Origin of the sequence: Marinobacter qingdaonensis (assembly GCF_034555935.1) — a bacterium.
In the GTDB taxonomy this organism is placed as follows: domain Bacteria; phylum Pseudomonadota; class Gammaproteobacteria; order Pseudomonadales; family Oleiphilaceae; genus Marinobacter; species Marinobacter qingdaonensis.
In genome coordinates this window covers 407,892-425,461 of sequence record NZ_JAYDCJ010000001.1, presented here as the reverse complement: position 1 = coordinate 425,461, position 17,570 = coordinate 407,892, and the positions used below count along the sequence as shown (strand labels likewise).

The following is a 17,570-nucleotide window of genomic DNA, read 5'->3' as shown; positions in this document are numbered from 1 at the left end:
TCGTAAGTTTACTTTGTCTCCGTCAATTAAAAGGACGTCACTGTGACTGAGCTACACCCCGATCTCCGAGAAAACGTGCGCATGCTGGGCGAGCTGCTGGGCCAGAGCATCCAGAGCTATCCCGGCCGGGACTGTTACGATCTGATTGAGGAGATCCGCGCCGCGGCCAAGGCCGACCGGCGCCAGGAGAGCGGCTCGGGCCAGCGCCTGATCAACCTGCTGGGCAAGCTCAGCGACGACGAGTTGCTGCCGGTTACCCGCGCCTTCAACCAGTTTCTCAACCTCGCCAACCTGGCCGAGCAGTACCACGGTATCCGGCGCAAGAAAGGTCATCAGTCCGATTTGATGGTGGAATCCCTGGGTCAGGTGTTTGACCGCCTGAAAGCCAATGGCGTCAGCGCCGAGGAGTTGCACCGTCGGGTGGCGGAGCTGCGCATCGAGTTCGTGCTGACCGCGCACCCGACCGAGGTGGCCCGGCGGACGCTGATCATGAAGTACGACGAGATGTCCGAGTGCCTGGCCCGGCTCGACCACGAAGACCTGATGCCGGCCGAGCGGGAAGAGAGCGTGAACCGGTTGACCCGGCTGATCACCGAGGCCTGGCACACCGATGAGATTCGCCACGAGCGGCCGACCGCGGTCGATGAGGCCAAGTGGGGCTTTGCCGTGATCGAGAACAGCCTCTGGCAGGCGCTGCCCCGGTTCCTCAGCAGCCTGGACGCGGCCCTGTCGGAAGCCACCGGCAAGGGCCTGCCGTTGCAGGCGTCGCCCATTCGCATCGCCTCCTGGATGGGCGGCGACCGGGACGGCAATCCCAACGTCACCCACCAGGTCACCCGCAAGGTGTTCCTGCTGGGCCGCTGGATGGCGGCGGACCTGTACCTGCGGGATATTCAGGCTCTGCGCGCGGAGCTGTCCATGTGGCAGGCCAGTGACGAGTTGCGGGCGCAGGTGGGCGACGCCCGGGAGCCCTATCGGCAGGTGCTGGCGGACCTGCGGGAGCGTCTGGCCAAGACCCGGGATTGGGCCGAGGCCGGGGTTGCCGGTGAGGCCGCCGATGCCACCGATATCCTGTTCGAAAACGAGGATTTCACCGCACCCCTGGAGCTCTGCTACCGCTCGCTGGTGGAATGCGGCATGGAGTCGATCGCCAATGGCCCGCTGCTGGACACCATCCGCCGGGCCCACACCTTCGGCTTGCCGCTGATCCGGCTCGACATCCGTCAGGAGGCCTCGCGCCACGCCGAGGCGGTGGCGGAAATGGTCGATTACCTGGGGCTGGGGGATTATCTGTCCTGGTCCGAGGCTGATCGCCAGGCCTTCCTGGTCAGGGAGCTCCAGGGCCGTCGGCCCCTGGTGCCGCGCAACTGGGAACCGTCGGAGCCGGTGCGGGAAGTGCTGGCCACCTGCGAAGTGGTGGCCCAGCAGACGCCTCAGGCGCTGGGTTCGTACGTGATTTCCATGGCCAGCAAGCCCTCGGACGTGCTCAGCGTGATCCTGCTGCTGCGGGAGTCCGGCATGAAATTCCCGATGCGGGTGGTGCCCCTGTTCGAAACCCTGGACGATCTGCGGGGTGCGCCGGACAGCATGTCCGCGCTGTACGAAGTGGATTGGTATCGCGACTACTGCCAGGGCAGCCAGGAAGTGATGATCGGGTACTCCGACTCCTCCAAGGATGCCGGCCAGCTCATGGCCGCCTGGGCCCAATACCAGGCCCAGGAGAAACTGACCCAGGTGGCCAATCGCTACGGCGTGCACCTGACCCTGTTCCATGGCCGGGGCGGCACCGTGGGTCGGGGCGGTGGTCCGGCCAACCGGGCCATCCTGTCGCAGCCGCCGGGCTCGGTGAACGGCAGTTTCCGCATCACCGAGCAGGGCGAGATGATCCGCTTCAAGTTCGGTCTGCCGGACCTGGCCGTGCAGAGCCTGACCCTGTACACCACCGCGGTGATCGAGGCCACGCTGGCGCCACCGCCGGAACCGGAACCGGCCTGGCGGGACACTATGGACTGGCTGACCGAGCGTTCGCTCAAGGCCTACCGCGATGTGGTGCGCGAGAACCCCGATTTTGTGCCTTACTTCCGGCAGGTGACGCCGGAGCAGGCCCTGGGCAAGCTCGCCCTGGGCAGTCGACCGGCCCGGCGCAAGGCCAGCGGGGGCGTGGAGAGCCTGCGGGCCATACCCTGGATTTTCGCCTGGACCCAGATGCGCCTGATGCTGCCCAGCTGGCTTGGCAGCGACGTGGCGCTGGAAGCGGCCGCCAAGGACGACCGGCTGGGACAATTGCGCGCCATGATGAAGGGCTGGCCGTTCTTCCGGACCTACGTGGACATGCTGGAGATGGTACTGGCCAAGGCCGATCTGCGCATTGCCAGCCATTATGAGCAGACACTGCTGGACGACGACCGTCTCGAAGCCCTGGGCACGGAGCTGCGGGAGCGGCTGCAGCGCTGTATCCAGCGGTTGCTGGAGCTGAAACAGCAGGACGCACTGCTGGAAGACGAGCCAGTGTTCGCCCACTCCATGCGCGTCCGCAACCCCTACACCGATCCACTGCACTACCTGCAGGCGGAACTGCTGCGCCGGAACCGCGAAGGCGAGGGCAAGGGTGAGGTGCCGGAGCTGGTCGAACGGGCCCTCAAGGTCACCATGGCGGGCATTGCCGCAGGCATGCGCAACACCGGCTAAGGCTCTGAAAACAACAACCGGTGGCCGGGCGCCGCTGACGATCAAAAGGGGAGTAAGCTGTGGCTCTGGCTGCGCGACTGGAACGATTCCTGGCCCGAAAGGGCATACCCTACACGGATGTACCCATCCCCCAGGCCACCAGCTTCAACGCAGCGGTGATGGAGTCCGGGCAGCCTCGCGCCGACGTGGTCCAGGCGACCCTGCTGATCGACATCAAGGGCGCGGTGATGGCGGTGCACCAGTTCGACAGCGCCCTGGATCTGGAGGCCATCCACCAGTTCACCGGGCGTCGACTGCAGACCCTGACCGCGCGTCAGTCCATGCGCCTGTTCAGCGACTGCGACCCGGGCTTCATTCCGCCCATCGGAGGCGCCTACGACCTGCCGGTGCTGCTGGACGACGACGTCGCCCAGGCCGAGCGTGCGGTCATGGCCAGCGGCAGCGACGACAGCCTGCTGGAGATGGAAGGGCGTGACCTGCGGCTGGCCCTGGCCGGCGCGCGCCAGGGGCACCTGGTGATTCGGGGCCAGGGCAATGGCGACCGCAAGGCCCTCTCGCTGGACGAAGTGGCCGACAAGCTGCAGCGTCTGTACCGCCTGCCGCCCATGCCGGCCCTGGCCCTGCGCATTCTTCGGCTGACCACCAACAGCGAGGCCACCGCCCGGGAACTGGCGGAGCTGATCGAGTTTGATCCCAGCCTCACCGCCCAGATCATGCGCTACGCCCGCTCGGCCCTGTTCAACTACCCGGGTGAGATCAACACCGTGCAGGACGCGGTGACCCGCGTGCTCGGCTTCGACCGGGTGGCCCACGTGGCCATTGGCATCGCCGCGGTCCGGGCCTTCGATGTGCCCCGGCAGGGCATGCTGGGCTTGGCCAACTTCTGGCGCCACTCCCTGTACTGCGCCTTCCTGTGCCAGAGCCTGGCCGACCAGTGTGGCGCGGACAAAGGCCTGGCCTATCTCTGTGGCTTGCTCCACAACTTCGGTCTGCTGCTGGTCGGCCACCTGTTTCCGGCCGAGTTTGAGGAACTGAACACCCTGCGCGAAGCCAACCCGGAGATCAGTATGTACTCGCTGGAGCAGCAGGTGTTTGGTCAGGCCCGGGGCGATCAGGTGCTGGCCGTTGGCCACGGCGCGATCGGGGGGATCCTGCACAAGCTCTGGCAGTTGCCTGAACCCGTGGTCAAGGCCGCCGGCATGCACCAGCACCCGGGTTACCATGGGGAGCACGAGAATTACGTGCGCATGGTGCAGCTGGCCAACGGTTTGTTAAAGGCCCGTGACGTTGGCGACGAGTTCAATCCCGACGATCTGCCCGCGCTGCTGGCGGCCCTGGATCTGGACCCGGCCGTGGTCGCCGATCTGGAGGAGGAGATCGATCGAGTCGCTCCGGATCTGGACGCCCTGGCAAATTCCCTGTCATCCTGAGGCCTCGAGTCTTTCGGGCCGCTTGTGCCCGATTTCTGTGCATGATACGGAGGTCGACTTTCTCTGAGGCAGCTGACTTCGTATAATGCGCCTTCGCCGGGACCGGCCCACGCCTTCCCTGTGCCGAGAGATTGTCGCAAAGGCACGGATCTTTGCCGCAATTTTTCAAACGATAATGACTAATACGGGAGCACAACGTTATGCGAATCATCATGCTAGGCGCGCCGGGAGCGGGCAAGGGCACCCAGGCCCAGTTCATCACCGAACGCTTTGACATTCCCCAGATCTCCACCGGTGACATGCTGCGCGCAGCAGTGAAGGCCGAATCCGAGCTGGGGCTGCAGGTCAAAGAAGTCATGGCGACCGGCGGCCTGGTGTCTGATGACATCATCATTGCGTTGATCGAAGAACGGATCCAGCAGCCGGACTGCAAGAACGGCTTCCTGCTGGACGGGTTCCCGCGCACCATTCCCCAGGCGGAAGCGCTCAAGCAGCAGGGCATCGCCATCGACTACGTGGTGGAAATTGCCGTTGATGACGAGGAAATCGTCAGCCGCCTGTCCGGCCGTCGTGTGCATGAAGGCAGCGGCCGTATCTACCACGTCAAATTCGATCCGCCGAAAGCCGAAGGCAAGGACGACGAGACCGGCGAGCCGCTGGTGCAGCGTGAGGACGACAAGGAAGAGACCGTCCGCAAGCGCCTGAAGATCTACCACGATCAGACCGCTCCGCTGGTCGGCTATTACCAGGACTGGGCCGCCGAAGCCCCCGCCGCCGCGCCCCAGTACGTGCGCGTCGAAGGGGTAGGCAGCCTGGACAGCATCCGCGACCAGATCCTGGCCAAGCTCCAGTAAGCGCCGGCGAGCCCCGATGCGAGGAATCTCTAGGTCGTGAAACTGCTGGCACTGGATACGTCATCGGAGGGCTGCTCGGCAGCCCTTCTGGTTGATGGGGAGTTGTCCGAGCGCTTCGAACTGGCGCCCCGGGGCCATACCCGGCTGCTGATGCCCATGGTCCGGGAGTTGCTGGCCGAGCGTCAGCTGGCTCCGGCCGAGCTGGATGCCCTGGCGTTCGCCTGCGGTCCGGGCTCGTTCACCGGTTTGCGGATCGCGACCGGGGTGGTGCAGGGCCTGGCCTGGGGCCTGGACATTCCGGTGGTGCCGGTGTCGTCCCTGGCCAGTGTGGCCCTGGGGGCGATCGAGACCATGGATCTGGGCTCGGAGCAGGGCATTGCCGTGGCCTTCGATGCCCGGATGCACGAGGTGTATTGGGGCTGCTTCGTGTGCCGCGACGGCCGACCGGTCGCCGTGGCCGACGAGCGGGTGTGCCCGCCCGGGCTGGTCACCCTGCCGGACAGTGTGTCGCCATGGCACGGTGCCGGCCAGGGCTGGCGCTTCCGGGACCAGATGCCCGCGGCCGTCGCCGAGGGCATGACCGACATTGACGAATCCCTGGTGCCCCGTGCCGCTTGGGTCGCTCGGCTCGCCGAGGTGGGGTATCGAGACGGACAGGCGGTCCCCGCCGAACGGGCCCAGCCGGTGTACATTCGCGACGAGGTGGCCTGGAAAAAGCTGCCTGGCCGTGAATGAGGCTGGCCGAACAAGCCGCCCCTGAGGCGGTTGCCAGGCTTCCTTTCGACCCCGTCTTCTACCATACTTTGAGTGTGGTTCTTGGTCACTGATCACGCGGTATCAGGTCATGATTGGCAACATCAACTCAAGCAATCCCTACAGCTACCAGACCGGCACCAACAATCCGGCGCGGGAACGTAGCGATGTTGCCCGGGCGCCGGCCGCCAGTCCGGAGCAGGCGCCGGAAACCGCTCGACGGGATCTGGCCGACGGCCGTCCGCCCGCAACGATTGAGCGCACCCCGGTTGAGCGCACTCCGGCCGAGAGCCTGGAGCGTCGGGTCGAAGCCCGGCGGGCCGCCGAGGATGCCCGGCTCGAACGCTTCCGTGCCGACGAGATACCCCTGCCTACCGCCCAGGCCCTTTCGACCTTCGCCCTAATTGCCGCCTCTGGGCAGGAGTCCGGCGCCGACGCACCCCTGGCCGGTATCGATATTCTGGTCTGATGACGACGCCTGCCTCTTCTTCCGTGTCTCCCGCTGATTTGGCTCAGCACATGGCCGTGGGCCGCAGCGCGCTTGGCGACGCCGACCAGGCTTCCGCGCTCAGTGATGCCCTGTCTTTGCCCAACCTGGGCATAGTTCGGCCGCGGGATGTCCGGGACTATTCGGTGCTGCTGTTTCTGGATGATCAGGGCCTGGGCCTGCAACTGACGGGCAAGGGCGCGCCCGGTCCGGTCCGGGCCGAATTCGTTACCGGCAAGATGGGCTATCGGCGCGAGCACGGCGGTGGCGCCGGTCAGTTGGTGGCCAAGGCCGTCGGCCTGCACAAGACCCGCGCCCACCTGCACGTGCTGGATGCCACCGCCGGTCTGGGCCAGGATGCCTTCGTGCTGGCGGGGCTCGGTTGCCGGGTCACTCTGTTTGAACGTAATCCGGTGATTCATGCCCTGCTGGCCGATGGCCTGGCGCGCGCCGGCCTCAACGTCGACTGCGCCCCGATCATCGAACGCATGACCCTGCGCCAGGGCAGCAGCATCGATTGGCTGGCGTCGGCCGACCCCGGTGCCGCGGACGTGATCTACCTGGACCCGATGTTCCCACATCGGGACAAGTCGGCGCTGGTGAAAAAGGAAATGCAGGTGTTCCAGCGGGTGGTGGGCGACGATGACGACAGCGAGGCACTGCTGGCGGCGGCGCTGTCAGCCGCCGGCTATCGGGTGGTGGTCAAGCGCCCCCGCAAGGCGCCGGCGATCGCCGGGCCCGAGCCAACCATGCGGGTTGAGGGCAAGAGTAGCCGGTACGACGTCTATGCCCTCAAGGCGCTGCCAGAGCCACGCTAGGGCGCTCAGGCCCCGAGCATGGTGACTTGCTGAATGGCCTGGCGTTTTTCCACGCTCAGAACCAGGCGGGCGTCCTCGGCGACGTCGTCCAGCCCCTCGCCGTAATAGATCAGACCGTTCTCGTCGGTGGTGATGACCCCGTTTTTCTGCATGTTGGCGATGAAGTTGCGGAACAGGCTCTTGTCGAAGAACTCCGGCGCGTTCAGGCCAAAGAGAATGGACATGCGCTCGGCCAGCAGAGTGCTCTGCTCCTCCAGTTCGGACGCGCTGATCTTGCCCGAACCGTACTTGCGCAGAATCCCCAGGGCAATGTGATAGCGCTCCAGGGTCTGGATGATGAAGCGCGACAGCACCCGCAGCCGAAGCATGGCTTCGGTGCCTTCCTCGGGCCGGCCAATGCGGTCATCCTCCAGGGCGTTCAGCAGGCCCTGATCGATCAGTACGTCAATCCAGCGGTTGATCACCTGTTCGGCCTCGTCCGCCCGGTATTGCAGGAACAGTTCCGATTGCAGGTAGGGGTAGGCCACTTCAGCCAGGAACACCACCTTGTCCCGACGCAGGCTGTCCTTGTTCTCGAACAGGCTGGCGATCAGCGAGGGCAGGGCGAACAGGTGCTGGATGTTGTTGCGGTAGTAGGTCATCAGGATCGCGTTGCTGCCCGCCAGGGCGATGATGTCGCCCAGCTTTTGCGGCTGGCGCTCGACCAGGCCCATGTTCTCGCAGTAGGCAACCCAGTCCTTGCCGCTGCCCTCGGGCAGGGTGACCGTGTCGGCATAGGGGTAGGCCTTCAGCAGTAACGCGTACTGGTCCATCAGGCGCACCAGCTGGTCCTCGTCCATCGCCAGTCGATCGGTGCCGAGCAGCACCGTGGCGGTCATGCCGATGGGATTGACCGCCACCGAGGCGTTGATGTTGGACGCCACACGGACGGCCAGTTCATCGACCGCCTGGTTCAGCCAGGGCGGACGGTACTCGGCGTCGTAGGCTTCCTGGCGCCAGCTGTCGTGGACCTGGTCCAGCACCTCGGCAAGCGGGATGGCCTCGCCAAAGTTCACCGCCACCCGGCCGAAGGAGTTGCTCAGCTTGCGCACGGTCTTGGCCAGGGCGAACACGTTTTCCTTCTGCTTTTTCTTGCCCCGCAGCTCGCCCAGGTAAGACCGGCCCTCCATGACTTTCTCGTAGCCGATGTACACCGGCACAAACACGATCGGCTTGCGGTGGTCGCGCAGGAAACTGCGCACGGTCATCGACAGCATGCCCGGGCGTGGCTGCAGCATGCGGCCGGTGCGGCTGCGACCGCCCTCGACGAAATACTCCACGGAGTAGCCCCGGGAGAACATCACGTGCATGTACTCGTTGAACACGGTGGCGTACAGCGGGTTGTCCTTGAAGCTGCGGCGCATGAAGAAGGCACCGCCCCGGCGCAGGATCGGGCCGACGATGGGCATGTTCAGGTTGATGCCGGCGGCGATGTGCGGCGGCATCAGGCCGTTCTTGTACAGTACGTAGGACAGCAGCAGGTAATCGATGTGGGACCGGTGGCAGGGCACATACACCACCGCGTTTTCCTGGGCCACTTCCTTGACCACCCGGATGTTGTTGACGGCAATGCCGTTGTAGATCCGGTTCCACAGCCAGGCCAGTACCACCTCCAGGAAGCGGATGGTCACGATGGACATGCTGGCCGCGATTTCATCGGCGTACTTCCAGGCCTTGGCGCGCACTTTTTCGGGCGGAATGTCGTCCTTGGCCGCGGTTTCTCGGATGGCTTCCTTGACCGCCTGGGTCCGGACCAGGCCACTCACCAGGGTGCGGCGATGGGACAGGTCCGGCCCGAGCACGGCCTGGCGAACGCGGCGGAAGTGGGTGCGCAGGATTCGCGCCAGCTTGCGCTTGGCCCGCTCTTCGGAGTTGCGGTATTCGTCGACCACCTGTCTGAGCGACAGTGGCTGGTTGAACTGCACATAGGTGTTGCGGCCGTGCAGCATGATGATCAGCAGTTTTTGCAGACGGCCGGCCACGCTCCAGGTGTCGGACAGCAGCAGTTTGACCAGCGACTTCTCCTTGTCCGGCGAGCGCCCCCAGAACAGCGACACGGGCACGATCTGCACGTCCTGGTCCGGCTGCTCGAGGCCATAGCCGACCAGAGCGGCGAACTCCGGGGTCAGGATCGGTGTCTGTCGGCGGCGGAACAGACCGCCGGTTCGCCGGTACAGGAAGAAGAACGAGTGCGACGGGCCGTTCTTGACCGGCAGGGCTTCGGTGGCGCCGGGCAGGCGGGCGTGAATGACCTCCTGCTCCAGCACCAGTCGGCTCGACAGGGAGCTGTACTGGAGCACGTAACAGACCGGCTTGTCGGGGTCGAGGCTCAGGGCGTCGAGGCTGTTGCCGCTGACGTCTGTCCTGACCCACAGGAAGAGAATCTTGCGCAGAATGGTCAGGATCAGGCTGCGAATGCCCTGATAAAGTCGCATAAAGTGGTGCTCCGGTGACTCAGATTGGGGCCAAGTTTACTTGGTTGCGCACGGGGCGGAAAGTCGGTCATCGTACTGGAACCTGGGCTCAGTGTGGTACATTTCAGCCTGATTCTTCCAATTCGCAAGTGAGAACCCACGATGGCGATCGCAACCACAGGCTGGACCCCCGGCTGGACCTCGGACGCCCCGCGCTCCGGGGATGGGGTTCTGGTCGTGTCTGGCACGGACATCCTGAAACCGGCGGACGGCTGGCTGCTGCCGGCGGATGACGCCCGGTGCGAACCGGGCCTGGCGAACGCGGTTGCGCTTGGGCACCTGGCAGCCGGCTCGGTGTATGTGACCGGGGTCGAGGAGCCGGTGCCCGGGCTGGAGTCGGTACCCCTGAGAGACGCGCTGCTGATGATGCCGGAGGCGCCGGCGGCCCTGCTCAGCACCGGGTTCCAGGTTTGGCAGTGGTGGCGCGATCACCGCTACTGCGGCCGCTGTGGCGGGCAGACGGGTCCCCATCCCCGGGAACGGGCCAAGTGGTGTGAAACCTGCGAGATTCCCTGGTACCCAAGGCTGGCGCCCTGCGTGATCGTGGTCATCCGCCGGGACGACCGGATGCTTTTGGCCCGATCGACCCGGGCCCGTCATCACTTCTACAGCCTGATCGCCGGCTTCGTCGAGCCGGGCGAGAGTCTGGAGGGCGCGGTGGCCCGGGAGGTCATGGAGGAAACCGGGCTGACGGTGACCAACGTCCGGTACCAGTCGTCCCAACCCTGGCCCTTTCCGCATCAATTGATGGTGGGGTTTTTCGCCGATTACGCCGGTGGTGAGCTGGTGCTGCAGGAAGACGAATTGGCCCATGCCGACTGGTATGTACCCGGCGACACCCCGCCCGTTCCGCCCGAAACCACCATCGCCGGCCGGCTGATCCGGACCATGGCCGAGAAAATCGGCCAGGGAGGCACTGCCCGTTGACGAGCCTGTCTGCGCCCCGCGTGCTGGTGTTCGATTCCGGGGTTGGCGGCCTCAGCGTCGCGGCCTGCATCCGGCGCCAATTGCCGGCGGCGGAACTGCTGTACCTGGCCGACAACGCCGGTTTCCCCTACGGTGATCAGCCCGAGCCGGTGGTGATTGAACGCTGCTGTCGGCTGATCGCCGAAGCGCTGACGCTGTACCCCTGTGACGTCATTGTGGTGGCCTGCAACACCGCCAGTACCGTGGTGCTGCCGCACTTACGGGCCATGGCCCCGGTGCCGGTGGTGGGCGTGGTGCCGGCAATCAAGCCGGCCGCGGCCGAGACCCGGAACGGCCGGATTGGCCTGCTGGCCACCCCGGCCACCATTCGCCGACCCTATCTGGACCGATTGGTGAACGAGTTTGCCGGTCATTGTCAGGTCGAGCGCATTGGCCACCCGGACCTGGTGCGCTGGGTCGAGGAATCCGTGGGCGGGGCACCGGTGCCGCAGGCCGCCCTGGCCGAGGCCGTTGCCGGCTTTGCCCGCGCCGATGTCGATACCGTGGTGCTCGGCTGCACCCATTATCCGCTGTTGCTGGAGAATCTGCGGGCGGCGCTGCCGGCGGTGCGGTTCTGGATTGATTCGGGAGACGCCATCGCCCGGCGGGTACATCAGTTGCTGGCGGACCAGGGTCGTGCGGATGCGGCGGTGTCCGGGAACCAACGCCCCGGCGCCCCGGTTCGGGTGGCCCTGTTCTCCGGGCCGGCCCCGAGCGGACTGGCCCGCTATATGGCCGGCCTGGATCTTGAACCCGGTGCCATCCGGGATAACTGGTCCGGAGGCGCGGCGCGGGCTACAGCAACCGCGTCAGCTTGAACATAGCCAGGAATTCCAGCGCCGGGATGGCGCGCCGGTGGCAGCAGTAGGTCTTGAAGCCTTCGCCCCGGAAGCGCGATTTGGTGAACTCCAGTCCCTTGAAGTTGTAGAGGAAATTACCCTTCTCGTAGACCAGGTGCAGCAGTCGTTTCAGGGACCGGCTCTCCTGGGGCTCCAGCTCGTTGGCCAGTGACAGGGGAATCAGCCCCAGATCGACGTAGGGCACACCTTCGGCCTTGAACACGTCCATGGCGTGCGCCATCAGGGTGTAGAAAATGCCCTGGCGAAAATCGGCGTTGGCCCGGGAGATGTTCGGGACGTAGCTGATGATCTCGTTGTTGCGGTAAATCGGATCGAAGTAGATGAACCCCACCGCCTTGCCATCCTGGTAGGCGTAGAAGTGTCGCTCGTTCTCCCGATACGCCATCTCCATCGGGCGGATCAGAAAGCGGATTTCGTTGCTCTTGCACTTGCGGGTGCGGATCCAGGCTTCTGAGATCTCCCGGGTGTGGTCGTCGCTGAACCGCTCCCTGACGGTGATGTTGGTTTTCTCGGCCTGGTTCAGGGCGGTCCGCAGGATCTGTTTCTTCTTGCCCGACAGCGACCAGGTGCCCAGGTCGATGCGGGACTCGCTGCCGAACTGGGTGCCGTAGAGGCCGAAGCGCAGGTTCAGCACGTCCACCACCGGCTTGGACACCTGGATGTAGCTGGCGTTGGGGAAGCGGTTGTGGAATTGCTCGAGAATGACCGGGAAGTTTTCCGGTGCACACACCGGGTCCGACAGCACGAAGGTGCCGCCCCATTTGCGCATGTAGGCGATGTAGCCAACGCCGGGCAGGTCGAAGTACTGCATGCCCGGTTGCAGGGTCGAGAACGACTGGGAATGGACCCCGTGCTTCTTCAGGTAGCCGACCCGCTCGGCGAAGGTAAACGCATTGCCGGCCAGTTCACGCAGTCCGTCCAGGGCAAGAATCTGATCGCTCATATCGGTGCTCCCCAAGTTCCGTTAGGTTGGCTGATGCGAAAGATCAGGCCTGTTTGCGGCCGAGGATCGACCAGTAACAGTCCATGTTGAGCAGCTTGAAATGCTTCTTCTCGGTGACCTGGAGACCCAGGCGCTGCATGTGCTCGGGGTAGTTGTAGATCTTGTGGAAGGCGTTGTTGGCGAACAGCCAGAAGATGAACACGGCCATGTACCAGTAGAGCTTCTTGAACAGGCGCGCCACCAGGTTGCCGGTGGGGTAGCAGAAGTCCCCGACCACCACCCGGGCGTCGGCTTTGCCCAGCCGGATCAGGTGCTCCAGCACCCGCACCATCATGTCCTCGTCGAACACGTTCAGGAAGAAGTTCGCCACCACCATGTCGTACTGCTCGAATTCCGTCACCGTCATGATGTCGCTGTGGATCCGGCGGATACTCAGGTGGGGCGCTTCTTTTTGTTGGGCTTCGCCAAACTTGCGCAGCATGGTTTCGGACAGGTCCACCACCGTGACCTCGGCGCCCAGTTCTGCGGCGCGAATGGCGTCCCGGCCATGGCCAACGCCCGCAAACAGGATGCGGTCGCCGGGTTGCACGGTTTCGACATCCAGCATGGCGGTTTTGCATCGGTGGATGTTCTTGCCGCTGTAGAGATTGCTCAGGAAATCGTAAACCGGACCAATGTATTTGTATTTATCGCGCATGGTGACTGCTGCCTGTTCCCGTTGCTCTGGATGTCGTCACCGTTGTTGTCGTTGTTGGCCTGACAGCCTGTCGGGGTTCGGTGAGCGACGCCTGATGGATTTGAGCTTAGGGAACGGGGTGGGGGATTTATGTGCAGTACTGCGCATTTCCGGATACAAAAGTTAACGCATGGCAATAGTTTGCAAACCGTTTCATGCTTTTATATCGGAGTGTCTGACAATCGTTAATCTGAGTCAGGCGGGAGTCACGCTGGCCAGGGTCTGCTCCAGGGTCACGGCGATCCGGGCCGCGGGCTCGGCCGGTCCGTAGAAAAAGCCCTGTACCTGATGGCAGCCCAGGCTGCGCAGGTAGGTCAGCTGCTGATCGGTTTCGACCCCTTCGGCAACGATTTCCAGTTTCAGGCCGTGGGCCATGGCCACGATGGCGTTGACGATACAGGCGCCGTCCTCGCCGCTGCGCATGCCTTTGACGAAGGACTGGTCGACCTTGAGGGTGTGGATGGGCAGCCGATGCAGATAGTTCAGGGAGGAGTAGCCGGTGCCGAAATCGTCAATGGCGATGCGCACCCCGAGTGCGGCCAGTTCTCGCAGTTTCTGACTGATCTGGTCGAGATCGTTCATGATCACGTTCTCGGTGATTTCGATCTCCAGGTTGCCGGCCGGGAAGTTGTGGGCCTGCACTCGCTGCATCAGCGTTTCCACGAATTTCGGGTGCTCCACCTGGACCGGGGACAGATTCACCGCCAGCCGCAGGTCACCATGGCCGGAGCGGATCCAGTGCCCGACATCCTGGAAGGCCTGGTCCAGCACCTGTTCACTGAGCTGGCCGATCAGCCGGGTTTCCTCGGCCAGGGGCAGGAAATCCCGGGGGAAGAGCAGACCGCGTTCCGGGTGCTGCCAGCGCACCAGGGCCTCGAGACCGACAATCCGGTTGTCGCTGGAGCAGACCTGGGGCTGGTAGAACACGCGCAATTCGTTGCGCTCCAGGGCCAGGCGCAGGTCCCGTTCCAGATTCAGGCGGTTGGCCGAGTCGATGCTCATGGTTTCGGAGTAGAACCGGTAGCCATCCTTGCCCCGGGCCTTGACGTGGTACATGGCGATGTCGGCGTTCTGGATCAGCTGGTCCATGCAATCACCGGCGTCCGGGTAAATGGCAATGCCGATACTCACGCCCACGAAGACCTCGTGCTCGCCCAGTTGGAAGGGCGCGCGCAGGGCCTTGATCAGCTTCTTGGCGATCTGCCGGGCGTCCTCCGGATTGCGGATGGCGGGCAGCAGCAGGGTGAATTCGTCGCCGCCAAAGCGGGACAGGGTATCGCCCTTGCGCAGACAGCGCTCGAGCCGATGGGTCACCGCCTGCAGCAGCCGGTCGCCCATGGCGTGCCCGAGGGTGTCATTGACCACCTTGAACCGGTCCAGGTCCAGGAACATCACCGCCAGTTTCTGGCCGCTGCGCCGGGCCTGGGTGATGGCGAGCTCCAGCCGGTCCTTGAACAGGGCCCGGTTGGGCAACCGGGTCAACAGGTCGTGATAGGCCTGGAAATTGATGAAGGCTTCGGCCTCTTTCCGTTCGGTGACGTCGCGTGCGGTGCCGTAATACCGGGCGCTCTGACCGGAACCTCCGCCGCGGGTGGCGTCGGAGTGAGGCCAGGTCTGGGGGTCGATCGGAAAGGCAGTGATCTCGAAATGCCGGGTGGCGCGCCGGCTGCCCCGGGTTTTCAGCCGCACTTCCAGGGTCCTGGGATTGTCCGAGGAGACGTTGGGCGCGCTCAGGGCGTACATGCCCCGGGCCACATCCCGGTCGTCGAGAATGTGGCGGAAATGGTTGCCGCAGATTTCCGCGGGCTGATAGCCCAGCAGGCTCTCCACCTTGCTGTTCACGAAACAGAAGTGGCCCCGGGCATCGAGCATGAACACGATGTCGGGCGAGCTGTTGACGATGTAGCGGTGCAGGGCCTCGGACTTTTCCAGGCGCAACTGGATGTTCTCGTGGGCTTTCAGTAGCGACTGTTTGTTGGTGACGCTGGCGACCGTGGCCAGCAGTTCTTCCGGGTCGAAGGGTTTGCGGATGTAATCCAGGGCGCCGCGACGCAGGGCGCGACTGACCGCACTGAACGAGCTTTCCCCACTGACCACGATGGCGCCGCAATCGGGCTGTACCCGGGCCAGGTGGGACATGACCTCGAATCCGTCCACGCCGGGCATCCGCAGGTCCAGCAGCGCCAGGTCGAAGCGCTGGGTGTCCACCAGTTCGCAAGCCCGTTCACCGCCGTGCGCCTCGGTCACCTCGTAGCCACGGCCGCGCAACAGCGTTGCCAGGGTGGTGAGCAGGCGGGGTTCGTCATCCACCACCAGAATGCGTGCCGTTAACCCAGTACTGAAATGCGGATCAGTAAGTTCAGGTGCCATCGGTCAGTGTCCGTTTTCGCGTCGTCAATCGGTCTCGGTGTTTTCGTGTCCCGCCGCCGGTAGCAGAAGTCGGAAGCTGGTGCCCTCCGGTCCCGTGCGACAAGCGATGATGCCCTCCATGTCATCCATCAGCTGTTTCACAATGCTCAGGCCCAAACCGCTGTGGCCCTCTCCCTTGGTTGTCTGCACTGGCGCAAACAGGCGGTCCCGAACCGAATCGGGAATACCGGTGCCGGTGTCGCTGATCTCCAGTTCCACCCAGGTACGGCCGTTCTGCCACACCGGCGCCAGGGTGCGGAGACGGACCTCGCCGCCGGGCTCCGGCAGACTTTCGGCCGCGTTACGCACCAGGTTGATGATGATCTGGCGAATGGGGGCGGCGCCGGCCTGCAGGGTGGTCGGCTGGTCGCACAGCTCCAGGCCCAGTTGGTGCTGGCCGTCGGAGAACAGGCTGTCGTCCAGAATCCGTGCCAGGTTCTTCAGTTCGGCATTCAGGTCGACCCGGTCGGTGTCGCCCTCGCTGCTGTCGCTCTGGCTCATCTGCAGGAGCAGGTTAGCAGCCCGGTCAAGCTCTTCCCGTATGACGTCCAGTTCCTGTTGGACCTCACCGTCGTTGAGCTTTTCCCGCAGCTGGAACAGGTACTGCCGGATGATCGTCAGCGGATTGCTGACCTCATGGATCTGTTCGCGAATGCGTTCCCGGGCCAGTTGCCGGCCGAGGTCATCGGCCTCATCGGGCAGGGGTTGGCCGTGGTGCTGGGCAGCCAGCGCGGTGGCCAGCTGCCGGGTAAACAGGGTGGCCAGTTCGGTGATGGCCGGTGCGCTGTCCCGGTCGGTGGCCAGGGCAAACACGCCCGGGCAGCGGCCGTCGACGACCACCGGAACCGCCAGTAAGGAGGGCGACTTCAGCAGTGACAGGAGCTGGCGGTCCAGTACCGTTGGTGTCCGGCTGCCAAGACTGATCGGCGCCCGGCTATGCAGGGCTTCGGTCAGTACGCTGCCACCGGGCTGGGCCGCGGTAGCGAGCTGGGGAATATGGCCCATGGTGCCGGACCTGAGCACCAGGGTGTCGTCGCTGTGGCTGAAACACAGCGCCGGCAAACCGGTCACCAGGGTCAGGCTGTTGACGGTTTCCGGCAGCACCTCGTCCAGCGGACCGTTCAGGTTGGCCAGACCCAGCGCCTGATTTGCCAGGGCCTGTTGCAGGATGGTCTGTTTCAGTTGCTGGGTGGCACTGTCGCCGTCGTAATCGCCCTCAAGCGGGATGCCCATGGACGTCGCCATGCCCGCGACCTCGTGGGCAATGCGACGGTTGATTTCCCGGGTGAGTTCCTCGCTCAGGCCGAAGACGGTGGCCGCGGCGGCAATACCGGCGGCGTCGGACAGGGCCAGGCGGGTGGCCAGGCTGATCAGTTTGACCAGGTGGCCGGCATCGCGCAGCTCGGTGGGCAGCGCCTGCTGGTAGCGCATGGCGTCGACGGCCATCGGCCCCAGCCCCCAGGCGTCGACCAGGGCGGCGGCCACCTCATTTTGCTGGTTCAGATAATACTGCTTGGCGTCCTCGGCCGGGGTCTTGATGGCGATCAGTTCGCCGATGTTGTGCAGCATCCCCAGCATGAAGGCTTCGTCCGGCTCCGGGTAGCGGGTCAGGGTGGCCAGGGCCCGGGCGGTCAGGGCCGTGGTCAGGGAATGCCGCCAGAAATCCCGCAGCTGTTGCCACTCGTCGCCGCCCAATTCGAACAGCAACTGGCGCAAGGCCGCCGTCAGTACCAGGGTGTGAAAGCGTCGGGTGCCCAGTCGGGTCAGGGCCTGGTCCACCGAGGTGATGCGGGTGCCAGGGCCGTACAGGGCCGAATTGGCGAGGGCGAGAATGCGCGCCACCAGGGCGGTGTCCATGGACACAATGTTGCTGATGGTGCGGTAGTTCTCGTCCCGATGGCACGCCTCGAGCGCCCGCAGGGTCACCTCCGGAAGGCTCGGTAACTGGAGATCAGGAGCTAAATCCATGAAGCTTATCCGCCGCACCCTAATGAAGTCGTTAGTATCGTTATTCCGTTTCTGACGGATGGTTCATTGTTATTTTTGCGCTTGAGCTTAGACAATAATCCGTCGTTATTAAATGCTTATTGATGTTTTTTTGAGCAGCGTATGA

13 protein-coding genes are annotated in these 17,570 nt (G+C 64.4%); 8 read left to right on the top strand and 5 right to left on the bottom strand.

Going from position 1 to position 17,570, the window contains the following annotated elements; translation table 11 throughout:
- Nucleotides 1-42 precede the first annotated feature (42 nt).
- The 6 genes from ppc to U5822_RS01920 all read left to right on the top strand — a co-directional run bounded on the left by ppc (nt 43) and on the right by U5822_RS01920 (nt 7,030).
- A complete protein-coding gene (gene ppc, locus U5822_RS01945) occupies nt 43-2,688 on the top strand; it encodes a phosphoenolpyruvate carboxylase (RefSeq protein WP_322853937.1) in 2,646 nt (881 codons plus the stop codon).
- A gap of 59 nt (nt 2,689-2,747) precedes the next feature.
- Nucleotides 2,748-4,118: an HDOD domain-containing protein gene (locus U5822_RS01940; protein ID WP_322853936.1), complete on the top strand. Its 1,371-nt coding sequence runs from the start codon at nt 2,748-2,750 to the stop codon at nt 4,116-4,118.
- Nucleotides 4,119-4,318: 200 nt separating this feature from the next.
- Nucleotides 4,319-4,972 (top strand): adenylate kinase, encoded by a 654-nt coding sequence (adk, locus tag U5822_RS01935; RefSeq protein WP_322853935.1) that lies wholly within the window; start codon nt 4,319-4,321, stop codon nt 4,970-4,972.
- A gap of 36 nt (nt 4,973-5,008) precedes the next feature.
- Complete coding sequence (gene tsaB / locus U5822_RS01930) at nt 5,009-5,707, top strand: tRNA (adenosine(37)-N6)-threonylcarbamoyltransferase complex dimerization subunit type 1 TsaB (RefSeq protein ID WP_322853934.1); 699 nt, start codon at nt 5,009-5,011, stop codon at nt 5,705-5,707.
- A 109-nt stretch (nt 5,708-5,816) separates the two neighbouring features.
- The gene (locus tag U5822_RS01925) at nt 5,817-6,194 is read left to right on the top strand and encodes a UDP pyrophosphate phosphatase (RefSeq protein ID WP_322853933.1); all 378 of its coding nucleotides are present in this window, start codon (nt 5,817-5,819) and stop codon (nt 6,192-6,194) included.
- Complete coding sequence (locus U5822_RS01920) at nt 6,194-7,030, top strand: class I SAM-dependent methyltransferase (RefSeq protein ID WP_425258620.1); 837 nt, start codon at nt 6,194-6,196, stop codon at nt 7,028-7,030. Before U5822_RS01925 ends, U5822_RS01920 begins: the two co-directional genes overlap by 1 nt.
- Before the next feature lie 5 nt (nt 7,031-7,035).
- Here the strand turns inward: U5822_RS01920 and plsB are convergent, their stop codons facing one another.
- On the bottom strand, nt 7,036-9,504 hold the full coding sequence (plsB, locus tag U5822_RS01915) for a glycerol-3-phosphate 1-O-acyltransferase PlsB (RefSeq protein WP_322853931.1): 2,469 nt from the start codon (nt 9,502-9,504) through the stop codon (nt 7,036-7,038).
- Between the two features lie 141 nt (nt 9,505-9,645).
- On the opposite strand from plsB, the gene nudC reads away from it, so the two are divergent.
- Together nudC and murI are read left to right on the top strand one after the other, a co-directional pair.
- Nucleotides 9,646-10,470, top strand: coding sequence for an NAD(+) diphosphatase (gene nudC / locus U5822_RS01910; RefSeq protein ID WP_322853930.1), 825 nt, complete (start codon nt 9,646-9,648; stop codon nt 10,468-10,470).
- A complete protein-coding gene (gene murI, locus U5822_RS01905; protein ID WP_322853929.1) occupies nt 10,467-11,327 on the top strand; it encodes a glutamate racemase in 861 nt (286 codons plus the stop codon). The genes nudC and murI overlap by 4 nt, the downstream gene beginning before the upstream one ends.
- Here murI and U5822_RS01900 read toward each other — a convergent pair.
- From U5822_RS01900 to U5822_RS01885, 4 genes are all read right to left on the bottom strand, one after another.
- Nucleotides 11,305-12,312: a DUF2156 domain-containing protein gene (locus U5822_RS01900; RefSeq protein WP_322853928.1), complete on the bottom strand. Its 1,008-nt coding sequence runs from the start codon at nt 12,310-12,312 to the stop codon at nt 11,305-11,307. The two genes, murI and U5822_RS01900, sit on opposite strands and share 23 nt — an antisense overlap.
- A gap of 43 nt (nt 12,313-12,355) precedes the next feature.
- Nucleotides 12,356-13,009 carry a class I SAM-dependent methyltransferase gene (locus tag U5822_RS01895; protein WP_322853927.1) on the bottom strand — a complete coding sequence of 218 codons (654 nt, stop codon included), beginning with the start codon at nt 13,007-13,009 and terminating at the stop codon, nt 12,356-12,358.
- 234 nt (nt 13,010-13,243) lie between these two features.
- Nucleotides 13,244-15,418, bottom strand: a complete 2,175-nt coding sequence (locus U5822_RS01890) for an EAL domain-containing response regulator (protein WP_322853926.1) — start codon at nt 15,416-15,418, stop codon at nt 13,244-13,246.
- Nucleotides 15,419-15,442: 24 nt separating this feature from the next.
- Entirely contained in the window at nt 15,443-17,425 is a 1,983-nt protein-coding gene (locus U5822_RS01885) for an HDOD domain-containing protein (RefSeq protein ID WP_322853925.1), read from the bottom strand.
- Nucleotides 17,426-17,570 lie beyond the last annotated feature (145 nt).

Bases quoted from the DNA above. Each gene is read 5' to 3' on its own strand.
- adk (WP_322853935.1), top strand. From the start codon at position 4,319: ATGCGAATCATCATGCTAGGCGCGCCGGGAGCGGGCAAGGGCACCCAG.
- U5822_RS01895 (WP_322853927.1), bottom strand. From the start codon at position 13,009: ATGCGCGATAAATACAAATACATTGGTCCGGTTTACGATTTCCTGAGC.
- U5822_RS01900 (WP_322853928.1), bottom strand. From the start codon at position 12,312: ATGAGCGATCAGATTCTTGCCCTGGACGGACTGCGTGAACTGGCCGGC.
- U5822_RS01890 (WP_322853926.1), bottom strand. From the start codon at position 15,418: ATGGCACCTGAACTTACTGATCCGCATTTCAGTACTGGGTTAACGGCA.
- U5822_RS01925 (WP_322853933.1), top strand. From the start codon at position 5,817: ATGATTGGCAACATCAACTCAAGCAATCCCTACAGCTACCAGACCGGC.
- U5822_RS01885 (WP_322853925.1), bottom strand. From the start codon at position 17,425: ATGGATTTAGCTCCTGATCTCCAGTTACCGAGCCTTCCGGAGGTGACC.
- nudC (WP_322853930.1), top strand. From the start codon at position 9,646: ATGGCGATCGCAACCACAGGCTGGACCCCCGGCTGGACCTCGGACGCC.
- U5822_RS01920 (WP_425258620.1), top strand. From the start codon at position 6,194: ATGACGACGCCTGCCTCTTCTTCCGTGTCTCCCGCTGATTTGGCTCAG.
- plsB (WP_322853931.1), bottom strand. From the start codon at position 9,504: ATGCGACTTTATCAGGGCATTCGCAGCCTGATCCTGACCATTCTGCGC.